This window comes from Dactylosporangium sp. NPDC000521 (genome assembly GCF_042898305.1).
Lineage (GTDB): Bacteria > Actinomycetota > Actinomycetes > Mycobacteriales > Micromonosporaceae > Dactylosporangium.
Genome location: NZ_JBIAYW010000001.1, coordinates 958,216 through 981,403, shown reverse-complemented (window position 1 = coordinate 981,403; position 23,188 = coordinate 958,216). Strand labels below are relative to the sequence as shown.

22 protein-coding genes are annotated in these 23,188 nt (G+C 73.3%); 15 read left to right on the top strand and 7 right to left on the bottom strand.

What is annotated here, in order from left to right; translation table 11 throughout:
- The first annotated feature begins 71 nt into the window (after positions 1-71).
- The 3 genes from tnpB to ACFY3L_RS04685 are packed head-to-tail and all read left to right on the top strand — an operon-like array spanning position 72 to position 2,868.
- Positions 72-1,445: an IS607 family element RNA-guided endonuclease TnpB gene (gene tnpB / locus ACFY3L_RS04695; protein ID WP_389318698.1), complete on the top strand. Its 1,374-nt coding sequence runs from the start codon at positions 72-74 to the stop codon at positions 1,443-1,445.
- A complete protein-coding gene (locus ACFY3L_RS04690; RefSeq protein WP_389318697.1) occupies positions 1,442-2,209 on the top strand; it encodes a hypothetical protein in 768 nt (255 codons plus the stop codon). The genes tnpB and ACFY3L_RS04690 overlap by 4 nt, the downstream gene beginning before the upstream one ends.
- Complete coding sequence (locus tag ACFY3L_RS04685; RefSeq protein ID WP_389318695.1) at positions 2,206-2,868, top strand: tyrosine-protein phosphatase; 663 nt, start codon at positions 2,206-2,208, stop codon at positions 2,866-2,868. Before ACFY3L_RS04690 ends, ACFY3L_RS04685 begins: the two co-directional genes overlap by 4 nt.
- Here the strand turns inward: ACFY3L_RS04685 and ACFY3L_RS04680 are convergent.
- Complete coding sequence (locus ACFY3L_RS04680; RefSeq protein WP_389318693.1) at positions 2,802-3,380, bottom strand: MarR family winged helix-turn-helix transcriptional regulator; 579 nt, start codon at positions 3,378-3,380, stop codon at positions 2,802-2,804. The genes ACFY3L_RS04685 and ACFY3L_RS04680 overlap by 67 nt on opposite strands.
- Before the next feature lie 60 nt (positions 3,381-3,440).
- On the opposite strand from ACFY3L_RS04680, the gene ACFY3L_RS04675 reads away from it, so the two are divergent.
- Positions 3,441-4,256 (top strand): LLM class flavin-dependent oxidoreductase, encoded by an 816-nt coding sequence (locus tag ACFY3L_RS04675; protein ID WP_389318691.1) that lies wholly within the window; start codon positions 3,441-3,443, stop codon positions 4,254-4,256.
- Here the strand turns inward: ACFY3L_RS04675 and ACFY3L_RS04670 are convergent.
- Positions 4,253-5,047 carry an SDR family oxidoreductase gene (locus tag ACFY3L_RS04670; RefSeq protein WP_389318690.1) on the bottom strand — a complete coding sequence of 265 codons (795 nt, stop codon included), beginning with the start codon at positions 5,045-5,047 and terminating at the stop codon, positions 4,253-4,255. The two genes, ACFY3L_RS04675 and ACFY3L_RS04670, sit on opposite strands and share 4 nt — an antisense overlap.
- Positions 5,048-5,190: 143 nt before the next feature.
- Here ACFY3L_RS04670 and ACFY3L_RS04665 point away from each other — a divergent pair, with 143 nt between their 5' ends.
- The 3 genes from ACFY3L_RS04665 to ACFY3L_RS04655 are packed head-to-tail and all read left to right on the top strand — an operon-like array spanning position 5,191 to position 7,990.
- On the top strand, positions 5,191-5,535 hold the full coding sequence (locus tag ACFY3L_RS04665) for a hypothetical protein (protein ID WP_389318689.1): 345 nt from the start codon (positions 5,191-5,193) through the stop codon (positions 5,533-5,535).
- 1 nt (position 5,536) lies between these two features.
- The gene (locus ACFY3L_RS04660) at positions 5,537-6,853 is read left to right on the top strand and encodes a lanthionine synthetase LanC family protein (RefSeq protein ID WP_389318687.1); all 1,317 of its coding nucleotides are present in this window, start codon (positions 5,537-5,539) and stop codon (positions 6,851-6,853) included.
- 33 nt (positions 6,854-6,886) lie between these two features.
- The gene (locus ACFY3L_RS04655; RefSeq protein WP_389318685.1) at positions 6,887-7,990 is read left to right on the top strand and encodes a CapA family protein; all 1,104 of its coding nucleotides are present in this window, start codon (positions 6,887-6,889) and stop codon (positions 7,988-7,990) included.
- Positions 7,991-8,016: 26 nt separating this feature from the next.
- Here the strand turns inward: ACFY3L_RS04655 and ACFY3L_RS04650 are convergent, their stop codons facing one another.
- Positions 8,017-9,075, bottom strand: coding sequence for a hypothetical protein (locus ACFY3L_RS04650; RefSeq protein ID WP_389318683.1), 1,059 nt, complete (start codon positions 9,073-9,075; stop codon positions 8,017-8,019).
- A 181-nt stretch (positions 9,076-9,256) separates the two neighbouring features.
- Here ACFY3L_RS04650 and ACFY3L_RS04645 point away from each other — a divergent pair, with 181 nt between their 5' ends.
- The 6 genes from ACFY3L_RS04645 to ACFY3L_RS04620 all read left to right on the top strand — a co-directional run bounded on the left by ACFY3L_RS04645 (position 9,257) and on the right by ACFY3L_RS04620 (position 16,696).
- Complete coding sequence (locus ACFY3L_RS04645; protein WP_389318681.1) at positions 9,257-10,483, top strand: ROK family protein; 1,227 nt, start codon at positions 9,257-9,259, stop codon at positions 10,481-10,483.
- A gap of 201 nt (positions 10,484-10,684) precedes the next feature.
- Positions 10,685-12,571 (top strand): HAMP domain-containing protein, encoded by a 1,887-nt coding sequence (locus tag ACFY3L_RS04640; protein WP_389318679.1) that lies wholly within the window; start codon positions 10,685-10,687, stop codon positions 12,569-12,571.
- 148 nt (positions 12,572-12,719) lie between these two features.
- A complete protein-coding gene (locus ACFY3L_RS04635; RefSeq protein ID WP_389318677.1) occupies positions 12,720-13,397 on the top strand; it encodes a hypothetical protein in 678 nt (225 codons plus the stop codon).
- A gap of 11 nt (positions 13,398-13,408) precedes the next feature.
- On the top strand, positions 13,409-14,425 hold the full coding sequence (locus tag ACFY3L_RS04630; RefSeq protein ID WP_389318675.1) for an NAD-dependent epimerase/dehydratase family protein: 1,017 nt from the start codon (positions 13,409-13,411) through the stop codon (positions 14,423-14,425).
- A gap of 31 nt (positions 14,426-14,456) precedes the next feature.
- Positions 14,457-15,449 carry a glycosyltransferase family 2 protein gene (locus ACFY3L_RS04625; protein ID WP_389318673.1) on the top strand — a complete coding sequence of 331 codons (993 nt, stop codon included), beginning with the start codon at positions 14,457-14,459 and terminating at the stop codon, positions 15,447-15,449.
- Entirely contained in the window at positions 15,449-16,696 is a 1,248-nt protein-coding gene (locus ACFY3L_RS04620; protein ID WP_389318672.1) for an ATP-grasp domain-containing protein, read from the top strand. The genes ACFY3L_RS04625 and ACFY3L_RS04620 overlap by 1 nt, the downstream gene beginning before the upstream one ends.
- A 227-nt stretch (positions 16,697-16,923) precedes the next feature.
- Here ACFY3L_RS04620 and ACFY3L_RS04615 read toward each other — a convergent pair whose 3' ends face one another.
- A complete protein-coding gene (locus tag ACFY3L_RS04615) occupies positions 16,924-18,213 on the bottom strand; it encodes a phenylacetate--CoA ligase family protein (protein WP_389318670.1) in 1,290 nt (429 codons plus the stop codon).
- Positions 18,200-19,444, bottom strand: coding sequence for a hypothetical protein (locus ACFY3L_RS04610; protein WP_389318668.1), 1,245 nt, complete (start codon positions 19,442-19,444; stop codon positions 18,200-18,202). The genes ACFY3L_RS04615 and ACFY3L_RS04610 overlap by 14 nt, the downstream gene beginning before the upstream one ends.
- Before the next feature lie 463 nt (positions 19,445-19,907).
- Between ACFY3L_RS04610 and ACFY3L_RS04605 the strand changes: the two genes are divergently transcribed.
- On the top strand, positions 19,908-20,621 hold the full coding sequence (locus ACFY3L_RS04605; protein ID WP_389318666.1) for a winged-helix domain-containing protein: 714 nt from the start codon (positions 19,908-19,910) through the stop codon (positions 20,619-20,621).
- 80 nt (positions 20,622-20,701) lie between these two features.
- Positions 20,702-21,052: a DoxX family protein gene (locus ACFY3L_RS04600; protein WP_389318664.1), complete on the top strand. Its 351-nt coding sequence runs from the start codon at positions 20,702-20,704 to the stop codon at positions 21,050-21,052.
- Positions 21,053-21,299: 247 nt separating this feature from the next.
- On the opposite strand, the gene ACFY3L_RS04595 is transcribed toward ACFY3L_RS04600, so the two are convergent.
- Positions 21,300-21,665: a DUF3140 domain-containing protein gene (locus ACFY3L_RS04595; protein WP_389318663.1), complete on the bottom strand. Its 366-nt coding sequence runs from the start codon at positions 21,663-21,665 to the stop codon at positions 21,300-21,302.
- A gap of 151 nt (positions 21,666-21,816) precedes the next feature.
- A complete protein-coding gene (locus ACFY3L_RS04590; protein WP_389318661.1) occupies positions 21,817-22,947 on the bottom strand; it encodes a cellulose binding domain-containing protein in 1,131 nt (376 codons plus the stop codon).
- Positions 22,948-23,188: the final 241 nt, after the last annotated feature.

Here is a 23,188-nt window from a genome sequence, read left to right as displayed (position 1 = left end):
TGGGTCGCCGGAAGTGTCGTACCCGCGATGAATACTGCGGGCGACTCGGTCGGGGACGGAAGGTGGGGTTGGTGCAGACGGTGCAGGCGTACCGGTTCGCGCTGGACCTCACCCCGGGTCAGGAACGAGCCCTCTTCGATCATGCGGGCGCGGCTCGTAAGGCGTACAACTGGGCCCTCGGCCGGGTAAAGGCGGTGTTGGATCAGCGGTCGGCAGAGCGGTCCTACAGCATCGCCGACGAACTGTTGACGCCGGCGATGGGTTGGTCGTTGCCGGCGTTGCGCAGGGTATGGAATGCGGAGAAGGGTCTGGTGGCGCCGTGGTGGCGCGACGTGTCGAAGGAGGCGTTCAACACGGGCCTGGACGCCCTCGCCCGCGGCCTGAAGCAGTGGAGTGATTCCCGCCGTGGTGTGCGTGCCGGGCGTCCGGTCGGCTTTCCGCGGTTCAAGGCGAAGCATCGGTCGACGCCGTCGGTGCGGTTCACGACCGGTGCGATCCGGGTGGAGCCGGACCGTAAGCACGTGGTGCTGCCACGGTCGGGCCGGTTGAAGCTGCACGAGTCGGCGCGGAAACTCGCCCGCCGGATCGACAACGGCACCGCGCGGATCATGTCGGCGACCGTGCGCCGTGACGGCGGCCGCTGGTTCGTCGCGTTCACCGTCACCATCGACCGTGTTGAACGGGTTCCGGCGCGGCCGGGCAGCGTGGTGGGTGTGGACGTCGGCATCCGTCATCTGGCGGTGCTGTCCACCGGTGAACTCGTCGCGAACCCGCGTCACCTTGACGCGGTGCGGGTGCGGTTGCGGGCCCTTGGTCGGGTGTTGTCCCGGAAGCGGGGACCGGACCGGCGGGCCGGGCGGAAGCCGTCGAAGCGGTGGTTGCGGGCGTCCGCGCGGTTGGGCCGGGCGCACGCCCGGGTGGCGAACCTGCGCCGGGACGGCCTGCACCAGCTCACCACCCGGCTGGCCCGAACTTTCGGCACGGTGGTAGTGGAGGACCTCAACGTTGTTGGGATGCTGGCGAATCGGCGCCTGGCCCAGCGCATCGCTGATGCCGGCTTCGGTGAGATCCGCCGGCAGCTCGCGTACAAGACGGTGTGGAATGGTGGTCGGTTGCTTGTGGCCGACCGTTGGTTTCCGTCGAGCAAGACGTGTTCACGGTGTGGTGTGGTGAAAGCCAAGCTGCCCATCCATGAGCGGACATTCACCTGTGCTGTCTGCGGTACGTCTCTGGACCGGGATGTCAACGCCGCACGCAACCTTGCCGCGCATGCCACCATCATGGTGGCGGCGCAGGAGGACTCCGCCGGGAGTGGCCCGGTGGCAGGACGTGGAGCCAGCCGTAAGACCCACCCCGGTGGGCAGGAGGCGAAGAAGCGTCAACCCGGCACCGCACCAGCGGATCAGACCGGGACCGTCCAGTCGCAAGACAGGACTGCCGCATGAGCGCCAAGGAGCACTCAACGGCAACGGACGGCGGATTGACCGAGGCGCTGACGCCGCGCTGGCAGGAGGCCGACGAGGCGGTGCACTCGCTGGTCGCCGTCCTGGTGGCGGAGGCCGCCCGGACCGCGGACCGCAGCGCCCGGAAGCGTCCCCGCGGGCGGCGGCGTTGGAAGAGCACGCGCCGGCACATCGCCGAGGTCGTCCGCGCCCACAAGCTCGCACCGGGGCTGCGGGTGGACCGGAACATGGTCGCGGCGCTGATGCTGGGCCACCGCGACCTCATCAGCAACCCGGTCCTCGTCGTGGCGGTCGCCCAGGCCTGCGGCATCATCGCCGGCCGGAAGCTGGCGCCGAAGCGGGCCGCCCGGCTGCGGGCGGCCAGCGTCCGCGTCGGGAAGCTCATCGCCCGCGCGAACGCCGAGACGATCCGCGTGCCCGCACCCCGGCCCGCTCCGGCACCTGAGGTCGCGCCGGTACCCGAAGCCGCATCCATATCCGAGGCTGCGCCGGTACCCGGCGGTGTCGCGGTCGTGTCGCATGTCGTGCCGGTGCCGGAGGCCGCACCGGTGCCCGTCCCCGTGTCCGAGGCGGCGCCGGGGAAGGCCGCCGCACGGCCGTCCGCGAGGCGCGCGTCGCGCGCCGCGGCGAGGGCAGCGGCACGGAATCGGCGCCGGTGCCGTCAGCGGGCCCGCCGGCGGTGGCTCCTCGCGGCCGCCGCGCTGCTGGTGCTCGTCGCGGCCGCCCTCGTGGCGCTGGCGTCATGAGGTTCACTCCGCTGACGTGGCCCGGGCTGCGCAACGCCCGCGACCTCGGCGGCCTGCCGACCGCGGACGGCGGGCAGGTCCGGCACGGCGCCGTGGTCCGCGCCGACTCGCCGCACGAGCTGACCCCCGAGGGCGTGGCCGCGCTGCGGGCGCACGGCGTCACCCGCATCATCGACCTCCGCAGCGCCGACGAGGCGGCCCTGCGGCCGAACGTCCTGGCCGCGGACCCGATGTACCGCCTGGTCCCGTTCACCGACCCCGACGACGACCCCGCCGACGACCTGTCGGACCTGGCCGGCATCGACGAGCTGTACCGCTGCCGCATCGCCGGAGACGCCCGGCGCATCGTCACCGCGGTCGCCGCCGTCGCCGACGCGCCACCCGGCGCGGTCCTCGTGCACTGCCAGGCGGGCCAGGACCGCACCGGCATGCTCGTCGCCCTGCTGCTCCGCGTCGCCGGCGTGCCCGACGACGTCATCGTCTCCGACTACACGTTCTCGTCGGTGTGCTGGAACTCCCCGGGCGAGTGCGAACCCGAGTCGATCCAGGCGGTGCTTGACCTCGTCGACGACCGCTGGTCCGGCGCCGGGAACTACCTGCTGGCCCACGGCCTGTCACCCGGCCGGCTCGCCGCCCTCAGGACCCGGCTCCGCGGCTGACCCGCCGGCGGGTCTGCGCCGGCGGGTCTGCGCCGGCGGGGTGGGGTCGGCGGAGTCGCCTCGGTGAGGTGGGCGAGGACCTTGTCGGCGATACGGCCCAGGGCGGCGATGTCGGACTCGTCCAGGACGTCGATGAAGTGGCGGCGGACCGAGGCGACGTGATGGACCGCGGCCGCCTGGACCGTGGACCAACCGTGGTCGGTGAGGATGACGGTGGCGCTGCGGCCGTCGGCGGTGGAGGGGCCGCGGGCGACCAGGCCGCGCTGCTCCATGCGGCTGACCTGGTGTGACAGGCGGCTCGTCGACCAGCGGATCGAGGCGGCCAGCTCGCCGAGGGGGAGGCGCCGGCCGGGGGCCTCGGAGACCGCGGTGAGCACGTCGTAGTCGGCGTCGGACAGGCCCGAGTCGGCGCCGAGGTCGCGGGTCAGCTGGAGGTCGAGGAGGCCGCGCATCCGGCGGTACCCGCGCCAGGTGTGCATCTCGGCGTCGGTGAGCCAGCGTGGTTCCGTCATGGCGTCAAGCCTAGGTCATCTGCTTGACGTGTCAAACGAACGCGCGCTAGCGTGCATGACATGTCAAGCATTCTGGTGGGGGTCGACGTGCCGGCGTCGACGGAGGTCGACCCGGTCGCGGCGGCCCGCGGAGCCGAGGCGCTCGGGTTCGACTTCGTGTCCACGTCCGACCATCCGAGCGGCACCGATCCGAGCCACGAGAGCTGGACGATGCTCGCGTGGATGGCGGCGCACACCGAGCGGATCGGGGTGATGCCCAGGGTGCTCGGCGTGCCGTACCGGCGGCCCGCCATGGTCGCCAAGATGGCCGAGACCCTTGACCGGCTCAGCCGCGGCCGGCTGATCCTGGGGCTCGGCGGCGGCGCGTCCGACGAGGAGTTCCGCGCGTTCGGCATCGACGTGCCGTCGCCCCGCGACAAGGTCGACGGCCTCGCCGAGGCGATCGAGATCATCCGCGGGCTGTGGACCGGGCCCGCCACGACGTACACCGGCCGGATCCACCACGTCGACGCGGCGCCGATGGAGCCGAAGCCGGCCCGGCGCATCCCGATCTGGCTCGGGACGTTCGGCCCCAGGGCGCTCGACGTGACGGGGCGGCTGGCGGACGGATGGATGCCGTCGCTGGGGTACGCCCCGCTCGACGCGCTGCCCGCCATGCGGGCCCGGGTCCTGGCCGCGGCGGAGCGGGCGGGGCGTTCACCCGAGGACGTCACCTGCGCCCTCAACGTCGAGGTGCGGGCCGGCGACGACACCGCAGACCGGCTGCGGGCGCTCGTCGCGATGGGCTTCACGGTGCTCAACCTGAAGGTGCCCGGGCCGGGCCGGGACGAGCAGGTGGAGCGCCTGGCCCTGCAGGTGCTGCCGCAGCTGCGTTAACGGCGCAGGTCGTGGCGGCGGTGGGTGGCCTTCGAGACGAGCGACGACGGCAGGAGGCGGCGCAGCGGGAAGACGACCGGGGCGTTGCTGCCGACCGCGTAGAACGCCTTCGGCCGGGGTGCCTCGACGGCCTTGACGATGGTGGCGGCGACCTGCCCGGCCGGCGTGCCCTTGCGTTCGTTGCGGTCGAGGGCGGCGAGCATCCGCTCGAAGTCCGCGCGGTGCGGGGAGTCGTCGGCGACGTACTTCGTGCGGCGCTCGCTGATGCCGGTGCTGATCGAGCCGGGCTCGACGGTCGTCACCCAGACGCCGAACGGCGAGTACTCGTGCCGCGCCCCCTCCGCGAAGCCTTTCAGGGCGGCCTTCGACGCCACGTACGACGAGCGGTACGCCAGGGGGAACGACGCGAGCATCGACCCGACCATCACGACCCGGCCGTGCCGGCGCGACCGCATGCCGGGCAGGAGCAGCTGGGTGAGCCGGACCGGCCCGAGCACGTTGACCTGGAACAGCCGGCGCAGCGCGTCGGTGGGAAGGTCCTCGAACGGGCCGGACTGGCTCTCCCCGGCGTTGTTGACCAGCACGTCGACCTGGCCGGCGGCGGTGGCGAGAGCCTCGATGGACGCGTCGTCCTCCAGGTCGAGCGGCAGAACCTCGACGCCCGCCGGGGCCTGCACGGACGAGGGATGACGGCTGGTGCCGATGACCCGGTAGCCGCGCGCCGCGAGGGCGGCGGCGGTGGCCTTCCCGATGCCCGACGATGCCCCGGTGACCAGCGCGGTGCGATGCATCGCTGCACCATATCGTCGTCAGGACCGCCGTCAGGCGGCGAGGGCGATCTCGGCCGCGACCAGGTCGGGCTCGTCGAGGGGCAGGAACGTGCGACCGCCCGGGACCTCGACGGCGGGCACGGCGTCTCCGCGCGATATGTTCAGTGCATGGCACAGCGCTCATGCGGCTCGGCGCGGCGACGTGGCTGGACGCGTGCGCCGAGCCCGAGGTGCGGCGCATCGTGCTGATCGAGGCGCCGTCGGTCCTCGGCTGGGCGCTCCGGCGGGAGATCAGCCTCCGGCACGGGATGGGCCTCGTGCAGAGCCTGGCCGGCTGCGCGATCTCGGTCGGGCGGATCGCCGAGCAGCCACCGGAGCCGCTGTCGCACGTGCTCATCGGCGCCCTCGACGAGGCGGCGCTCCACCTGTCGCAGGCCGCGGACCCGGTGCGGGCCCGCGCGGACATCGGCGCGGTCCTCGACCGCCTCATCGACTCGCTGGCGGTGTGACGTGACCTCCTACCCGACCTCCTACCAAGAGCTCGGCGAGGCGGCCTGGGCCTGGACCCTCGGCCAGGTCGGCGCCGACGACGACGGTCCGGTGCTGCCCGGACCGGCGAGCGACCGCGACACGGTGTACGCGGGCCTGCCCGGCCTGGCGCCGGTCCTCGCCGAACTGCGCCTGCACCGGCCGCTGACCGAGGCCGAGACGGCGCTGGCGGACGCGATCGTCACCCGCCTGACGGGACTCGCCGCGACCCGGGTCGAGCCGTCGCTGTACGACGGCCTGGCCGGCGACGTCGCCGCGCTGCGCCTGCTCGCGCCCGGCTCGGAGCGGGCCGCGCTGGAGCGCCTCACCCACCTGCGCACCCCGGACGGGTGGGAGACCACGTTCGACATCAGGCCGGATTCCCGCGCGCCGCTCACCGACGTCGTCATGGGCACCGCCGGAATCGTGCACGCGGCCGCGTGGGCCGGCGGTGACCTGGCCGCCGGGATCATGACCACGGGCGGCGAGGCCCTGCTGCGGGCCGCCGAGCCGACGGCGCACGGACTCGACTGGCGGATGTGGCCGGGGTACCGCTCCAGCAGCCCCAACTTCTCGCACGGCACCGCCGGTGTCGCCGCGGCGCTCGCCGTGGCCGGCCGGGCGCTGGGCCGGGCGGACTTCGTCGACGCGGCGCGGCGGGGCGGGGAGCACCTGGTCGCGATCGCCGATCTGGCCGGCGACGGCTTCGCCGTCCCGCACACGATCCCGCCGTCGCAGCGCGAGGTGGAGCCGGTCACGTACAACTGGTGCCACGGCCCGGCGGGCACCTCACAGCTCTTCCCGGCCCTCGCCCTCGCCGGCGTCGCCGAGGTCGGCGGCTTTCCGGTCGGTGATCTGCGCCGCCGCTGCCTGCACTCCGTCCTCGCCTCCGGCGTCCCGGCCCGCCTGCGCCCCGGCTTCTGGGACAACGACGGCCGCTGCTGCGGCACCGCCGGCGTCGGCGATATCCTCCTCGACGCCGCGCAGTCCTTCGACGCCTCGCTGCTCGCCGCCGCCCGTACGATGGCCGACGCCCTGGTGGAGCGCGCCGTGCACGACGAGACGGGCGCCTGCTGGCGCTTCATCGAGCACCGCCAGGACCCGCCGCTGCTCCCGCCGAACCCGACCTGGATGCAGGGCTCGGCCGGCATCGCCGCGTTCCTGCTCCGGCTCGCCCGCGTCGAGCGCGACGGCCTCACAGCCTCCGTCGTCGACCGCCCCGACCAGTGGTGGACCGTCCCGCCGGCGGTCCGGACGGGCGCCGCCGACGCCGGGGGAGCGGCCGGTGTCGCGGGCTGACGGGGCGGGCGCCGGGCTCGTACGCTGAGCGCCGTGAAGGCGGTGGTCGTGGTGGCGGCGGTGCTCGCCGGGTCGGTGCTGCTCGCCGGGTGCGGCGCGGCACCGCCGCCCGCGCCGCCGTCGCCCGGGCCGTCGGGGGAGTCCGCGCCGGCGTCGCCGTCCGGGCCCGCATCCGCGTCGCCGCCTGGGTCGCCGCCTGGGTCGGCGGCGGTGCCGGTGGAGCTGGCGCTCGCGTTCGGCGGGGACGTGCACTTCACCGAGCGGACCGCCGGCCTGCTGAAGGACCCGGCGACCGCGGTCGGGCCCATGGCCGAGGTGCTGTCCGCCGCCGACCTCGCCGTGGTCAACCTGGAGACCGCGGTCACCACCCGGGGGACGCCGGAGCCGAAGGAGTTCCACTTCAGGGCGCCCGTCACGGCGTACGACGCGGTCAAGGCCGCCGGGATCGACGCCGTGTCGATCGCGAACAACCACGCCCTCGACTACGGCAGGGTCGGGTTCGCGGACACGCTGGACGGCGCCGCCGCCAAGGGGATGCCGGTGTTCGGGGGCGGGCGGACGATCGACGATGCGTACGCGCCGCTGATCCTGACGGCGCGCGGGGTGCGGGTGGCGATCCTCGGGTTCAGCCAGATCCACACCCTCGCGGAGAGCTGGAAGGCGGGGCCCGCGACGCCCGGGATCGCCCTCGCGTGGGACGTGCCGCGGGCCGTCGCCGCCGTCAAGGCCGCGCGCGAGCGGGCCGACGTCGTGGTCGTGTTCAACCACTGGGGCACGGAACGCGAGTCGTGCCCGAACGCCGACCAGAAGACCTTCGCCGCCGCGCTCGCCGGGGCCGGCGCCGACATGATCATCGGGGCGCACGCCCACGTGCTGCAGGGCGACGGGTGGCTCGGGCGGACCTACGTCGCCTACGGGCTCGGGAACTTCGTCTGGTACGTGGGGTCCGCCGACACCGGCGTGCTCAAGGTGCGGGTGCGCGGCCGGGACGTGGTCGGCGCCGACCTGCTCCCCGCCGTCGTGTCCGGCAACGGCCAGCCGAGGCCGCTCACCGGTACATCGGCTGCCGCGGCGACCAAGCGCTTCACCGACCTGCGGCGCTGCACCGGGCTGGCGCCCGCCCCGCCCGCGGCCTGAACGACGACCGGGGCGGGCGCCCCGTGTCACACGGCCGAGTTCGCGCTGATGAGGAAGCCGGTGTCCACCCGGGCACCGCCGCTGGTGTAGCAGGCGACGTCACGCACGATCGTGTCCGTGGCGCTGTGCACCCACGGCGCGAGCAGGTTGCAGAACTCCGAGGTGCCGCCGGACGCCGTCACCTGGACGGTGTCCGGCACCCCGATCAGCCGCGGGAACGTGACGAGCGACAGCCCGACGCCGGCTCCCATGAGCGTGTTGACGCCGAGGCCGGCCTGCGAGTTGAAGTTCGTCGTCGGCGGGCCGACCGGCGGGCGGAACCACAGGTAGCCGAAGTAGCGCGGCGGCCAGCCCGCGCCCCACAGCGACTGGTTGTACTGGTAGGACAGCGTGAACCGGGTCTTGAACGGCGCACCGGTCGACGTGAAGCAGGCGACGTACGCGACCTGACCGGCGGGGCTCGACGTCCAGTTGCGCACCTTGCACCGCGCCGGGGTGCTGTTGACGGCCGTCACCTGGAGGCTGCCGTCGATCGGGCCGGCGGTGCTGAGGCCGGGCAGCTTGACCTCGTAGACGCCGCCGCCGAGCGGGGTGACGCCGTTGACGGCGCCGGCGGAGTTGAACTGGTCGACCATGGTCCCGGTGGCGTCGTTCCAGTCGACGTAGCCGAACCGGCCGTTGATCGCGCTGCTGACCGGGGCGGAGCTGCTGTCGAACACGGCGGTGAAGGCCGTCGGTGTGAGGGCGCCGCCGGGCTGGGAGCACAGCACGACGACGATCTCGTCGGTGCCGGACGGGCCCCACTTGACCGCCTGGCAGAAGCGGGGCCCGGAGTTGATCGCGGTGACGTGGACGACGCCGCCCTTGGCGGCCTGGCCGGGGAACTTGATCGTGTAGACGCCGGCCGGACCGGGGGTGACGGTGGTCGCCGCCGGCCAGGTGCCCGATGGGACGGTGGCGGCGCCGTTCCACAGCACGAACCCGACGGCGTCGGGCAGCGCAGCGGCGGCGGGAGAAACGGCGCCGAAGACGGCGGCGAGCGCGGTGACCAGGGCGATGAGCAGGGCGGGTGGCTTCCTGCGCATGGTGACCCTCCTCCTGGCGGGAAAGGAATGGACAGAACACCGCGAACGCAATCACGAGCGTCAATGCGTCGACAGTAGTCAGACGCTATACCGACAGTGCCGTTCTGCGGCCCGGCCGTTCCGGTTGCGCCGTCACCGACCCGGGGGTCCGGTTGGGCACCGGTGGGGCACGATGGTGGCCATGGACCTTGGGGGCGTGGGCCCGGCGTATGAGACGACGGATCAGCTGGCGGTGCGCCGCGCCAACCTGAGCCGGACGCTGCGCCACATCCGCGCCAACGGGCCGCGGTCGCGCGCGGCGATCGCCGCGGCCACCGGGCTGCACAAGACGACCGTGTCGAGCCTCGTGGAGGAGCTGCTGAGCCGGCGGCTGGTGCGCGAGACCGGGCTGGAACGCTCCGGCACCGCCGGCCGGCCCGGGCGGGTGGTGGCGCTGTCGCCGGAGCTCGGCGCGGTCGGCATCGAGATCAACGTCGACTACCTGGCGGTCCACGCCTGCGACCTCACCGGCCGGACCGTCGTCGAGCGGCGGGTCGGGTTCGACGCCCGGCGCCGCGACGTCGAGGGGTGCCTGGACGACCTGGCCGCGGCCGCCGACCGTACCCTCGCCGAGCTCGCCGGCCACGGCGTGATCCCGGTCGGGCTGACCGTCGCGGTCCCGGGCCTCGTCGACGTCGCGCGCGGCGTGGTGGTCGTGGCGCCGAACCTCGGCTGGCACGACGTGCCCATCGTGTCCCGTCTCGCCGCCGGCCTCGACCCCGCGCTGCAGGTCGGGGTCGACAACGACGCGAACCTGGCGGCCCTGGCCGAGTACACCTGGGGGGTCGCCGCAGGCACCGCCGACCTCGTCTACCTGACCGGCTCGGTCGGCGTCGGCGGCGGGGCGATCGTCGACGGCCGGCTGCTGCGCGGCGCCGACGGCTTCTCCGGCGAGATCGGCCACCTGCCCGTCGAGCCCGTCGGCGACCCGTGCGGCTGCGGCCGGACCGGCTGCTGGGAGACCAAGGTCGGCCTCGCCGAGCTGGTCCGCCGGATCACGCCCGAGTTCGCGTACGGCCTCGGCGACGGCCCGGTCCCGGATCCGCGCGAACGCATCGCGGAGGTGCGCCGCCGGCTCGACGCGCGCGACCCGGCGGCCCTGGAGGCGGTCGCCGGGATCGGCCGCTGGCTCGGCCACGGCGGCGCGATCCTGGTCAACCTGTTCAACCCGCGGGTGGTCGTGCTCGGCGGCTACTTCGCCGACCTGGCCGACCACCTGATCCCGGCCGCGCAGGCCCAGCTCACCCGCCTCGCCATGGCGTCGCCGGCCGCCCGCTGCCACTTCGTCGCGTCGAACCTCGGCTTCACCGCGGCCGCCCGCGGCGGCGCCGGCGCCGTCATCGAGCGCATGATCGACGTCCCCACCTGAGCCGTCTCACCGGTCGATCGCGGGTGAAGCGGTTGTCACGGTGAGGCGGTTGTCGCGGTGAGGCGGTTGTCGCGGCCCGCGCCGTGCTCCCGGGGTGGTCGCCTACCCACGTGACAGCCCGTAAACCTGGCCGGCCCGTCAAGGCGTGAGCGGCACCGCAGCGGGCAGGAGTGGAGGGCATCGCAGCGGGCAGGAGTGGACATGGGTGGGGCGACGGGTGGGCTCATCCGCCGGATGGTGCTGGCGACGTGCGTGCTGCTGGTGTTCGTCGGCGGAGCGTTCGCCACGCTGCTGGTGTCGATCGGCGAGCACCGGGAGACGGCCCGGGTGTCCCGGCAGTCGCACGCGCTGTTCGCCGCCGCCGATGAGGTCAACCGGCAGACCATCGAACTCCGCGCGGCCCAGGAGTCCTACGCGCTGTCCGGCGACGGCCAGTTCCTCGCCAGATGGCAGGCGGCGCACACCGCCGTGGTCGACGCGAACCAGCGCCTCGAGGGGCTCGCCGTCACCGAGACCCAGCGGAAGCAGACCCGGCAGATCGCGCGGACCAGCACGGCGTTCGCCGACGAGGTCTCGCGGCCCGCAGTGGAGGCGGCGCAACGCGGCGACGCCGCCGCCAGGGCGGCACCGGTGCTGCTGGAAGGAGACCGCCGCATCGCGCAGCTCCACGCCGACCTCGACGCGCTGCGGACGACGGAGGCGGACGCCATCAGGGCCAGCGACGCGAAGGCCGAGACGACAGCGAGCCGGGAGATGGTCGCGATCATCGTGGGTATCGCCGGGTCGGCGCTCATCATCGCGCTCGTCGGGTTCTACCAGACCCGCCTGCTGGTGCAGCCGATCCGCCGGGCCGCCGCGATGGCCGACCGGCTCGCCGGCGGCGACCTGGGTGCCCGCATGCCGGAGGCCGGCAAGGCGGAGATCGGACGGCTGGAGCGGTCGTTCAACGTGATGGCCGAGGCATTGCAGCACAGCGTCGGGACGCAGTCGGCGCTGCGGCGGGTCGCCACCCTCGTCGCCCGCGGCGGCACCCCAGACGAGGTGCTGGCGGCGGTCGTGGAGGAGCTGGGGCGGCTCGTCGGCTCGGGCGCGGCGCGGATCGTGCGGTTCGAGGCCGACGGCACCGCGACCGTCATGGCGGCCTGGGGTAGGCCGGACCCGGAGGTGCCGATCGGCACGCGCGTGTCCCTGGAGGGTGACACCGCCACCGGCGTCGTCCAGCGCACCGGGCGGACCGCCCAGATGAAGAGCTTCGAGGGAGCGACGGCACCGCTCGCCGTCCACGCGCGCGAACTTGGTGCGCATGCGTCCATCAGCGCCCCGATCAATGTCGCCGGCCGCCTGTGGGGCGCGGTGACGGTGTTCGCGTTGGGGGACCAGCAGATGCTGCCGGACGCCGAGGAGCGCCTCGCGGCGGCCACCGACCTCATCGGCACCGCCGTCGCCAACGCCCAGGCCCACGACGACCTCGCCGCGTCGCGGACGCGGGTGGTGCTCGCCACCGACGAGGCCCGCCGGCGCATCGAACGCAACCTGCACGACGGCGTCCAGCAGCGGCTGCTGTCGCTCGGCCTCGACGTCCGCCGGATCCAGCACACCGTGTCGGCGGGGCTGCCCGAGCTGCGCGCGGAGCTGGCGGAGGTGGCGGAGGGGATCAACGGCACCGTGGACGACATCCGGGAGATCTCGCGAGGTGTCCACCCGGCGATCCTGACCGAGGGCGGCCTGAGGCCGGCGCTGAAGGCGCTCGCCCGGCGGTCGGCGGTCCCCGTCGACCTCGACCTCGACCTGGCCGACCGGCTGCCCGCGCCGATGGAGGTCGCCGCGTACTACGTGGTCGCCGAGGCCCTCGCCAACGCCGCGAAGCACGCGCGCGCCACACGCATCGAGGTGAGGGGGGCGGTGCGGGACGACCGGCTCGACCTGACGGTGCGCGACGACGGCGTCGGCGGCGCGGATCCGGACCGCGGATCAGGGCTCGTCGGGCTCGCCGACCGCGTCGAGGCGCTCGGCGGCACGATCCGGGTCGACAGCCCCGCCGGCGGCGGCACCCTCGTGCGGGTCGTGCTGCCGCTTTTGCACACCTGAACGCTCCTTAACCCGTTTCATGACCCCCTTTCCAGATCCCTCGATCATTGTTTTACGTCAATATCATCGCGGCTGCGGCAATGACGCTCACGTATGCTTCGGGCTGTTCGGGCCACGCGTCCCTCACCCGACCGGGGAGCAACCGCCGATGACTCAGGTCCTCCGCCGTAATGCGGCGTTTCTCGTCCTGGTGCTGCTCGCCGCCGCCAGCGCCGCCGTCGTGTGGTTCGTCCTGCCGCACGACCGCGAGGTCAAGTCACTCGGGATCTTCCTGTTCAAGCTGCTGCCGTTCGTCTTCGCCGCGGAGGCGATCGCCCGGCTCGACGTCGAGCTGGCCCGGCGGCTGCACCTGGTGCGGATCCTGATCCCGGCCGCGTTCTGCGTGTTCTTCCTCTACTTCGTGCCGAAGATCTTCTTCTACCTGGACGACTTCCCGACCGTCTACTACCACATTCTCGTGCTGACGCCGATCGTCATCATGGCGCTCACCCTGGCGTACCGGCTCGGCGGCGGCACGCCCGGCAACGCCCGCCGGATCGCCTACGCGATGCTGCTCATCATGGTCTCCGGCCTTGAGGACCTGGCGTTCCTGACGGTCAACGACCACACCGACCCGCGGTGGGCGACGATCCCCGACGTGTGGACCTGGGCGTCGCACATGACGGTGTTCCTCGGCCACCCGCCGACGAAGTACGAGGCGTACGCCTTCATCGCCGTCCACGTCGTCCTCGTGATCCTCGTGCTGACCGCGCCCGACCGGTGGTTCCGCCGCGGACGGGCGAGGGGCGACGCGCAGGCGCCGGCGACGCAGTCCACCAGCGTGTGAGGAGACGTGCCATGGCGACAGCGACGTCGCTGGTCACCGGGGGCGCCGGGTTCATCGGCGCGAACGTGACCCGTTCCCTGCTCGCCGGCGGCCACCGCGTCGTCGTCCTCGACGACCTCAGCGGCGGATCGCCGTACAACGTCCCCGACGGCGCCGTGTTCCGGCGCGGCAGCGTCTGCGACCCGGCCGTCGTCGACGCGCTGTTCGCCGAGTTCGGGTTCGACTACGTGTTCCACTTCGCCGCGTACGCCGCCGAAGGGCTCAGCCACTTCATCAAGCGGTTCAACTACACCAACAACGTGCTCGGCAGCGTCACCCTCATCAACGCCGCCGTCAACGCCGGCACCGTCCGCTGCTTCGTGTTCACCTCGTCGATCGCCGTCTACGGCAGCAACCAGGTGCCGATGAGCGAGGACCTGGTGCCGGCGCCGGAGGACCCGTACGGGATCGCGAAGCTCGCGGTCGAGCAGGAGCTGCGGGTCACCCACGACATGTTCGGGCTGCCGTTCGTCATCTTCCGGCCGCACAACGTCTACGGCGAGCACCAGAACATCGGCGACCGGTACCGCAACGTCATCGGCATCTTCATGAACCAGGCGCTGCGGGGTGAGCCGTTCACCGTGTTCGGCGACGGCGAGCAGGTCCGCGCCTTCACCCACATCAGCGACGTCGCGCCGGTCGTCGCCCGGTCCGTGACCACCCCGGCCGCCTACAACGAGACGTTCAACATCGGCGGCGACAGCGTCTACTCGCTCAACGCCCTCGCCCGCGCCACCGCCGACGCGATGGGCGTGCCGCTGCGGGTCACGCACCTGCCCGCCCGCAACGAGGTCCGGCACGCGTACGCCGACCACACCAAGGTGCGCAAGTGCTTCGGCCTGGACGAGGGCGAGGTGCCGCTCGAGGCCGGGCTCGCGGCCATGGCGGCGTGGGTGCGCGGGCAGGGGCCGCGCGAGCCGTCGGTGTTCGACGCGATCGAGGTGCGGCGCAACCTGCCACCGTCGTGGCGGGCCGTGCTGCGCGACTGAGGTCCTTGTCCGAGGTGTACGGGGAGGTCGCATGCGTGAGATCCCACGGCAACGGGCCGGTGAGCCGGCACCCGCTTCGCTGACCGCGTTCATCCCGTGCTTCAACGAGGAGCATCAGGTCGACGAGGTCCACGCGACCATCGACGCCGAACTGTCCGGCTACCCGGGACTGGAGATCCTGTTCGTCGACGACGGCTCCACCGACGGCACCCTCGCCAAGGTGAAGGCCCTCGCCGAGCGGGACCCGAGGGTGCGGTACGTGTCCTTCTCCCGCAACTTCGGCCTCGAGGCCGCGCACGGCGCCGGGTTCCGCTACGCCGGCGGCGAGTGGGTCGTGCAGCTCGACGCGGACCTGCAGTCACCGCCGGCCGAGGCGCCGAAGCTCATCGCGAAGGCCCTCGAAGGCTACGACGTGGTGTACGGGATCCGCCGCGAGCGGCACGACCCGCTCTTCCGCCGCCTCGCATCCGCTGTGCAGCAGCGCCTCGCGCAGCGGCTCTTCGGCGTCGACCTCGTCTACGGCTCGTCGGTGTTCCGCGTCGTGCGCGCCGCCGTCGCCCGCCGCGCCGTCGACCTGCGGCTCGCGACCCCGTACTTCGTCGCCACGATGCCGCTGCTCGGCGCCCGCTGGGCGACCGTCGACGTCGCGCACCGGCAGCGGCAGGGCGGCGGGTCGCGGTGGGCGGTGTGGCGGCTGTTCTCGCACAGCGCCGAGCTGTTCTTCGGCTTCTCGCTGCGGCCCCTGGTGTGGTTGTACGCGGCGGTCGCCTGCGCGGTGCCGGTGGTGATCGCCGCGGGGCGGCCGGGTGTCGTGGCGGGGGAGGTGGTGCTGCTCGCCGCGGTCGGGGTCCTGGCCGCCTACGTGCACCGTCTGGTGCGCGGCTCGGTGCGGCCCGCGCTGTACTACGTGCGGGAGGCCAACATTCCCATCTCACCGGAAGACATGCTGTACGCCGCGGCGCCCCCGGCTCGTCCGGCCGACGGCGGCGTCGTGGCCGGATTCGCTGGACGGGAGGCCGCGTGATGATGCTGATTCTGGGGGCGAGCGAGGACCAACTGCCGGTCTACCTCGAGGCCCGCCGCCGCGGCATCCCCACCATCGGCGTCGACATGCGCACCGACCGGCCCGCGTACCCGTACGCCGACGTGTGGCTGCCGGTCAGCATCAAGGACCACGAGGGGATCGTCGCCGCGCTCGCCGGGCGCCGCCCGACCGCTGTGGTCGCCGCGGCCAGTGAGGCCGGCCTGTGGACCTGGCACGAGCTCAGCCACCGCTACGGGCTGCCGTTCCGGTTCCCCGCCGCCGCGGCCCGCGCGTCGCTGGACAAGGCCGCCTTCCACGACGTCGTGCGGGCCACCGGCGTCCCCGGGTACCGCTGGCGGCGCAGCGCCGACCGGGCCGTCCTGACCGCCGCCGCGCACGACATCGGCTTCCCCGTCGTCGTCAAACCACCGGACACCTCCGGCAGCAAGGGCATCACCCTCGTCGCACACGGTTCGGAACTGCCCGGCGCGTTCGACTACGCCGCCCGCTTCACCACGCCCGGCGGGCCGCTGCTCGTCGAGGAGTACGTGTCGGGCCGCAACCTCACCGTCGACGTGTTCATGCGGGGCGGGCGGGTCGCGTTCGCCGGCATCACCGAGAGGCGCATGGTGCCCGGCCCGCGCTTCGTCGTCGGCGGGCACGCCGCCCCCGCCACCATCGGCCTCGCCGTCCGCGGCCGGCTGGTCACCGCGGCCGGCCGGCTGTGCCGCGCGATCGACCTGCTCGACGGCCCCGCCAACTTCGACGTCATCCTCCGCGCCGACGGCTCCTTCGCGGTGCTGGAGGCCAACGCCCGCCTGTGCGGCAACGCCTTCCCGTTGCTGATGCGGCACATGTACGGCGTGGATACCGTCGCCGCCCTGGTCTCGCTGGCCCTCGGCGAGCCGTTCGACCTCACCCCGACCCAGCGGCACGCGGGCATCATCCACATCCTGGCCTCACCGCTGCCCGGCGACGCGATCCTCACCGAGGTCGGGGGTGTCACCGAGGCCCGGCAGCTGCCCGGTGTCACGTGCTGCGAGGTGTACGCGGAGCCCGGTGCGACCGTCCGCCCGTTCGACCAGGCCGCGAACAAGATCGGCTACCTCGTCGTCACCGGCCCGGACCTGGCCACCGCCCGGTCCCGCCTGGACGCGGCCCTCGCCGTGCTCCGGCTGGAGTTCACGGCGAGGCCCCCGGCCGGCCAAGTGCTTCAGTCGACGAGCGTGGTCGTCCACAGCGAGTAGGTGCTGCCGGCGAGCCCGGTGCCGGTGTGCGACCAGGAACACCTCGGCGACGAGGTCCTCGGCGGCGACCGGGCCGACCCAGTGGGCGCAGTACCGGTGGACACGCTCACTGTATGCGTCGAACAAGGCCGCCACATCCGGTGGCGAGACGTCCCGCGCCCCGGTCGTCAGTGCGTTCATGCCCTGCTGCTGCCCGCAGGGCCGCTGCCGGTTCCCGTGCCGCTCCGTCAGGGCGCGGCCGACCGGTTGACGGCGACCGCGGGTGCGTAGTCGCTCTGCACGAGCTGGCCCTTGCCGCCGGCGGTGAGCGGGATCCGGTCGCTGAGCCGCATCTGGAGGGGAAGGTCGCCGCCGGCCCGTTCCCGCAGCGTCCGCTCGGTGCCGGCCAGCACGGCGTCGGCGGGCCGCGTGCCGTCCGGCACCACATGGACGCGGATCGTCCCGGACGCGTCCTGCCGCACGAACATCTCGGCGACGCCCGGCTCGTACATCGCGACCGCCAGGAACACGTCGCCGAAGACCTTCCGGCCGTCCGGCAGGACCACGGCGTCGTTCATCCGTCCGCTGGTCAGCTTCAAGGTGCGGAACCGGCGGCCGCACGCGCACGGGTCCGGCTGGATCGTGCCGAGGTCCCCGAGCGCGTAACGGACCAGCGGCATCGCGCGCTCGCCGAACGCGGTCACCACTACCTGCCCCTCCTCGCCGTCGGGCAGCACGGTGCCGTCCTCGCCGACGATCTCGACGAGCACGCGGTCCTCGGCCAGGTGCGCCCCGCCGCGGTGGCACTCGAAGGAGATGTTCAGCGTCTCGTACGCGGAGTACTCGTCGCGGACCGGCACGCCGAGACGCTCCTCCAGCAGCGCCCGGCACGCCGGCACCAGCAGCTCCGACTCCGTCAGCACCAGCCGCAGGTCCTTGCGCAGCGCGGCCCGCTGCTCATCGGTCATGGTCCGCACCAGCTCGCGCAGGTGCACCGGGTAGCCGATCAGCACCTTCGGGCGGTACGCCAGCAGCCCGGCGATCCAGTCGGCCGGCGGCGTCGTGGTCAGGATGACGTGCCGGCGGAACAGGCCCACCTTCTCCACCAGGCGGCCCGGCATCGGGAACGGCTTGAGGTGCGCGAGCCGGTCCCAGGGCAGGTAGCGGCGGGTCGCGAAGAACCGCCGGACGCACGCGGCCATGTGGTAGTCGTGCGCGTTCATGTCGTGCCAGCCCGTGACCCGCTGCCCGGTGGTGCCGCTGCTGGAGAACTCCACGCACCCGCCCGTGTCGACGCCGTCCGCGACGAACTCCCGGTTGGGGGTGGCGCGCATGATCGCCTTGGTCAGCAACGGCACCCCGGCCAGCTCCTCGATGCCGGCGAGCCGCGGCAGCCTGCCACGGTAGTACGGCACGTGCGCGTTCGCGTGGGCGAGGAACCGGTTCAGCCGGCGCAGCTGGAACCGCCGCAGGCCTGAACGGGTGCCGTACTGGCGCAGGAGTGTCACCGGCACGTACGCGATCTCACGCAGCAACATGGACGTCCTCCTCGACGGGTGGGCGGCTGGCCGCCCGGGTGCGCTTGCCCAGCCGGGCGTGCATCGTCGTGGCCTGCGCGATCTCGGCGGCGGCGAGCGCCATCAGCAGGCCGACGCCGCCGGTGTACGGCACGGCGAAGAGCCCGGTGACCGCCGCCGCGGCCAGGCTCATGGCGGCGGCCAGGCCGGTGATCCGGGTCGACCGCGCGTCGGAGTTCTCCACCAGGTAGCCGGCGAAGATGGTCGCCACCAGCATCGGGGTCCGGGCGGCGAACAGCACCGCCCACAGCACCACGCCCTGGTGGACGTCGGTGGCGGACACCAGTACCGCCGCGGCGGCGATGTACGCGAGGTCGGCGGCGATCACCCAGCGCGTGATCCGCCGGGCCGCGTCCCGGCCCGCCGCGCCGCCGGCGCCGAGCAGCCGCACCGACGCCCACGGGGTGTAGACGCGCAGCAGGTACAGCAGGAAGTTGATCCCGGCGGACCAGACGACGTCGACGGCGACGAGCGGCCCGACCTGCTCCCTCCACGCCGACACCGTCAGCAGCGCCACGAGAACGCTGGTGCACAGGTACATGCACACCTCGGGGCCGCCCATCAGCGCCACCGTGCACCAGATCCGCCGCAGGAACGCCGGCCGGTGCCGGATGGCGAGGTCCGGCCGCCCGAGCCGCGCCAGCAGCAGCACGCACAGCACGGTCTCGGTGCCGACGATCGCGCCGACGTACCCGAGCGGCCCGAGCCCGAGCACGACCAGGCCGAGCAGCACGCCCTGCACGACGGTCATCAGGAAGAACGCCCGGGCGTCGTACCACGGCCTGCCCACCGCCCGATGCAGCCCCACCAGCAGCAGCAACGTCCCGGTCATCGTGCACATCGCCGCGACACCCAGATAGATCGCGGCCGGCCCGCCCGGCGCCACGACCGCGGCGACCACGAACGCGACGAGCGGCGGCACCGGCAGCACCCACAGCAGCGCGGCGGCGGCGCGGAGGATGAGCGGCCCGGTCCGCGGCGCCCGCGGCAGCAACTTCAGGACCGTCTTCTCAGGCCCGGAGACGAGCAACGCGACGACCCACGAACAGATGGCGACGGCCCCCGCGTACGTCGCGTACCGCTCGGCACCCCACAGCGGCAGCAGCGCGACGGTCGCCACGAGCTGCGCGGCCCGGTACGCCCCACGGCCCGCGAGCAGCGAGACGACGGTCCGCACCCCGATCCGCTCCATCCCGTCCAGTCTCCACACTCCATGCGCATCCGTCTATGCGTTCCGGGCGCCCACCCACCCTCTCCGCGCTCCTCGCGCTGCCCTGTTTCGTCGCGCTGCCGGCTGCCGCGTTCGTCGGCCTTACTGGATTCCCAATACCGGCAATCACGTTCCGGAACTCCGCGCGCTCGGCCCCCGTACGCTCGGCCCCGCACGCTCTACCTGCGCGCATCTGGGGAGGTGCCTCTTGCTCGGATGCCTCTACCCGTGCGCTTCCTGTCTGGGCACTCCCCACAGGCGGCGCCGACCACGGTCAGGAACGGGCCGTACGACCGCCGCCGCGGAGGGGCTCCGCCGCGCGGGCCGTCGTGCCCGCGCGGGAACGGCCCGGGTCGCCCCGGGGGAGAACCCGGCGGACACCCGGGTCGGTCATGTCGGGCGTTCGGAGACAGGCCCGAAACATTGGTGGGGGACGCTGCAGGGCGTGGAGATCCTGGTGGTGACGGGGATGCAGCCGGTGGGGCGGGTGTTGCCGGCGTTGGACCTGCTGGCGCACGGGCGGCGGGTCGCGGGATACGACGTGCAGGCGTGCGTCACCGGGACCGAGCCGGACGTGGTGCTGGTCGACGCGCGTCGGCAGCTGGCGGAGGCGCGGGCCTTCTGCAGGGCGGTGCGTGGCTCGGGGGTGCGGACGCCGGTCATCGTCGTGGTCGAGGAGGCGGGGCTGGTCGCCGTCGCCGCCGACTGGGGCTGCGACGACGTGGTGCTGGCAGGCGCCGGCCCGGCCGAGGTTGACGCGCGGCTGCGGCTCGCGACGCAGGCGGCGGCCGTCGCGGCCAAAGCGGCCACGAGCGTGATCGCCGCGGGCGCGCTGCGCATCGACCCCGACACCTACTCCGCGAAGCTCAAGGGCCGGGCGCTGGACCTCACGTACAAGGAGTTCGAGCTGCTGCGGTTCCTGGCGCGGCACCCCGGCCGGGTCTACACGCGGGACCAGTTGCTGCGGGAGGTTTGGGGGTTCGACTATTTCGGTGGCCACCGGACCGTCGACGTCCACGTGCGGCGGCTGCGGGCGAAGCTCGGCAGCGAGTACGAGTCGATGATCGGCACCGTGCGTCAGGTCGGCTACACCCTGGTCCTGCCCCCGGTCCCCGAGGCCGATCCGCTCGCCGAGGAGCCGGTGCTGCAGCGGGTGTGACGCGGCACGGGGTCGTCCTCTGTGCGGCAGGTCACATCAGTGCGTGTCACGTTCCGGCGCAACGGCGCGTCTGACAGCGCATGTTCGCCACCTACGTCACGCTCACGATCGTCGCCGCGCTCTTCTCGGGGAGCGCCGCCGTCACGTACCTCATCGGGCACGCCTACCCGAAGGCCCAGCTGGACATGAAGCGCCTGCCGCGGTCGTGGGGGCCGCGGCTGGGAGCGACCCTCGCCGCGGGGTCGCTGGGGCTATTCGCGGGGTTCGCGGTGCCGGTCATCGGGACCCTCGCCGCGGCCGGGCTGGTGCTGTACTTCACCGGAGCGCTGATCGCGCACCTGCGGGTCGGATCGCGGCAGCTCGTCGGCTGGGCGGTGTTCTTCGTGACGGTGGTGGCCACGCTCGTCGTGAACGTGGCCTACCGCTGGTGACCGGCGGCGCCATGGTCCGCACCCCATGAGCGCGCCACCCACTCTCACCGCGTTCAGCGTATTGCCGCCCACGACCATCCGATGGTCGAACGCGAAAGATCTTGCCGCATACCGGACAATTCCGAATCGTCGGCGGGACCCTCTCCCGTGCCGCCCGGCCTGACGGCACGCGGGACGCGGCGGAGCACTCGCTGCGGCACGGCTGCCCGCTCACCTACGTCTGACGTCCCACGATCGGCGGGCCGGGTTAGTCCTTCAGCGGGTCGTGCCCCCAGTTCATGAGCGAGCGGCGCCAGCGGGAGTCCTCGACGGGCTCCTTCTTCGGGCGCTGCGCCAGGTGCCGCTTCACGTAGCCGGTCACCTTGCGCATGTGGGCGTAGTCCTCGTCGTCGAGGTCGGCCTGGCGTTTGCCGAGGATCGCGACGATTCTCGTGCCGGACTCGTGCCCGACCGACTCGCCGCCGGCCGGGCCGGACTTCGTCGAGCCGCCACCGGCCACGCCGACCGACCTGGACTCGTCGGTGGCGAGCCAGCGGCGCAGCTCGGCGGCCGTCATGTTGACCGCGTCCCGGAACTCCGCGCGCACGTCGGAGTCGTCGTTCCTGTTGGTCATGATCTCTCCGGTACCCAGCGGTGGGCCGTCAACTCCGGTTCCGTTCCTCGATCGCCGTGACGGTGCTGCGGCTGCCGGCAGCGTGCCCGGCCCGGGGGCTCGTCCGGACCCGTGGAACACCCGGGCCGGCACGCTGGTGACGCCGGACCGCTCAGGCGAGCGCGCAGGTGACCGCCGGGGCGGGGTTCGTGGTGGTCCAGCTCGCGATGAACCCGAACGACGCGGACCCGCCGGCCGGCAGCGCGCCGTTGTAGGCGGCGTCGCGTACCGTGGCGACCGCGCCCACCTGGGTGGCTGTGGCGTTCCAGGCCTGGCTGACCTGCTGGCCGGCGCCGAACGTGAGGGTGGCCGTCCAGCCCGTGGACGCGGCGGTGGACGCGTTGCGGACCGTGACCTCGCCCTGGAACGCGCCGCTCCACTGCGAGACGAGCTTGTACTCGGCGACGCACTTCCCAGCACCGGTGGAGGCCGACGGAGACCGGGACCCGGAGGCCGACGGCGAGACCGACCGGGAGGCCGAGGCCGACGGCGACGCGGACCGGGACGCGGACGGTGAAGCCGTGACGCCCCCGAGGACCTGTGTCACGGCCGGGAACCAGCGATCGGCCATCTTCTGGAAGCCGGCGTCGTTGGGGTGCACGCCGTCGCCGGTGTCCGTGGCCGCGTCGAACCCGGTCCACAGGTCCGCGACGACGATCGGCGACTGGGCGGTCGTCAGCCCCGCCGCCCAGCCGGGGATCGCCGCGTTCAGCGCGACCACGTCCGCCGGGCACGTCGCGCACGCCGACGCGCTCATCGGGATGATCTGCGCGACCACGATCCGCACCGCCGGGTTCTGCGCCCGCATCTGGCCGACCAGCTTCGTGAACGCGGCCAGCTTCGTGGCGGTCGGGATGTAGCCGCCCCACATGTCGTTCGTGCCGAGGTGCATGAGCACGACGTCGGGCCGGGCCGCGGCCAGCCACGGCGGCAGCTGGTTGTTGTCGGCGATCCCGGTCGCCGAGAACCCGCCGTGCCCTTCGTGGTCGAAGTCGTAGGCGTACCCGGGATTGCACCCGCCGCCGTCGGACACCCCGCCGACGAAGTCGATGTTCGTGTATCCACTGGTCTGCAGCCGATGCCACAGCTTGGCCCGCCAGCACCCCGGCCCGGCGGTGATCGAGTCGCCGAGCGGCATGACCCGCACGGCCGCCGCCGCCGACACGGCCGGACCGGCAACGATGAAGGACCCCGCGACGAGCAACGCGGCGAGGGTGGCGTACATGATGGAACGCAGCGACATGAGGGCACACTTCCTAGGCAAGACGGACGTGCAACAGCACCTGCCCGGCTCCCATGGCATCGCGTGTCATCGATGCTACCGCACTCCGCCCTCCCGGCGGCGTCTGGTGATCTGGCCGGCCCCGCTGGCCGCCGCGCCGGTCGAGTGCCCGTCGCTGCACCGCCTCGAGCGGCCCGGGCACGTCGAGTCGAACGGGAAGGCGGTGACGGGGGCGGTTCGCGGCGCTGGAGCTGTGGCAGAC

Excerpts from the sequence above, each read along its gene's own strand:
- ACFY3L_RS04690 (WP_389318697.1), top strand. The coding sequence starts at position 1,442 with ATGAGCGCCAAGGAGCACTCAACGGCAACGGACGGCGGATTGACCGAG.
- ACFY3L_RS04685 (WP_389318695.1), top strand. The coding sequence starts at position 2,206 with ATGAGGTTCACTCCGCTGACGTGGCCCGGGCTGCGCAACGCCCGCGAC.
- ACFY3L_RS04680 (WP_389318693.1), bottom strand. The coding sequence starts at position 3,380 with ATGACGGAACCACGCTGGCTCACCGACGCCGAGATGCACACCTGGCGC.
- ACFY3L_RS04675 (WP_389318691.1), top strand. The coding sequence starts at position 3,441 with ATGTCAAGCATTCTGGTGGGGGTCGACGTGCCGGCGTCGACGGAGGTC.
- ACFY3L_RS04670 (WP_389318690.1), bottom strand. The coding sequence starts at position 5,047 with ATGCATCGCACCGCGCTGGTCACCGGGGCATCGTCGGGCATCGGGAAG.
- ACFY3L_RS04650 (WP_389318683.1), bottom strand. The coding sequence starts at position 9,075 with ATGCGCAGGAAGCCACCCGCCCTGCTCATCGCCCTGGTCACCGCGCTC.
- ACFY3L_RS04645 (WP_389318681.1), top strand. The coding sequence starts at position 9,257 with ATGGACCTTGGGGGCGTGGGCCCGGCGTATGAGACGACGGATCAGCTG.
- ACFY3L_RS04640 (WP_389318679.1), top strand. The coding sequence starts at position 10,685 with ATGGGTGGGGCGACGGGTGGGCTCATCCGCCGGATGGTGCTGGCGACG.
- ACFY3L_RS04635 (WP_389318677.1), top strand. The coding sequence starts at position 12,720 with ATGACTCAGGTCCTCCGCCGTAATGCGGCGTTTCTCGTCCTGGTGCTG.
- ACFY3L_RS04630 (WP_389318675.1), top strand. The coding sequence starts at position 13,409 with ATGGCGACAGCGACGTCGCTGGTCACCGGGGGCGCCGGGTTCATCGGC.
- ACFY3L_RS04625 (WP_389318673.1), top strand. The coding sequence starts at position 14,457 with ATGCGTGAGATCCCACGGCAACGGGCCGGTGAGCCGGCACCCGCTTCG.
- ACFY3L_RS04620 (WP_389318672.1), top strand. The coding sequence starts at position 15,449 with ATGATGCTGATTCTGGGGGCGAGCGAGGACCAACTGCCGGTCTACCTC.
- ACFY3L_RS04615 (WP_389318670.1), bottom strand. The coding sequence starts at position 18,213 with ATGTTGCTGCGTGAGATCGCGTACGTGCCGGTGACACTCCTGCGCCAG.
- ACFY3L_RS04610 (WP_389318668.1), bottom strand. The coding sequence starts at position 19,444 with ATGGAGCGGATCGGGGTGCGGACCGTCGTCTCGCTGCTCGCGGGCCGT.
- ACFY3L_RS04600 (WP_389318664.1), top strand. The coding sequence starts at position 20,702 with ATGTTCGCCACCTACGTCACGCTCACGATCGTCGCCGCGCTCTTCTCG.
- ACFY3L_RS04595 (WP_389318663.1), bottom strand. The coding sequence starts at position 21,665 with ATGACCAACAGGAACGACGACTCCGACGTGCGCGCGGAGTTCCGGGAC.
- ACFY3L_RS04590 (WP_389318661.1), bottom strand. The coding sequence starts at position 22,947 with ATGTCGCTGCGTTCCATCATGTACGCCACCCTCGCCGCGTTGCTCGTC.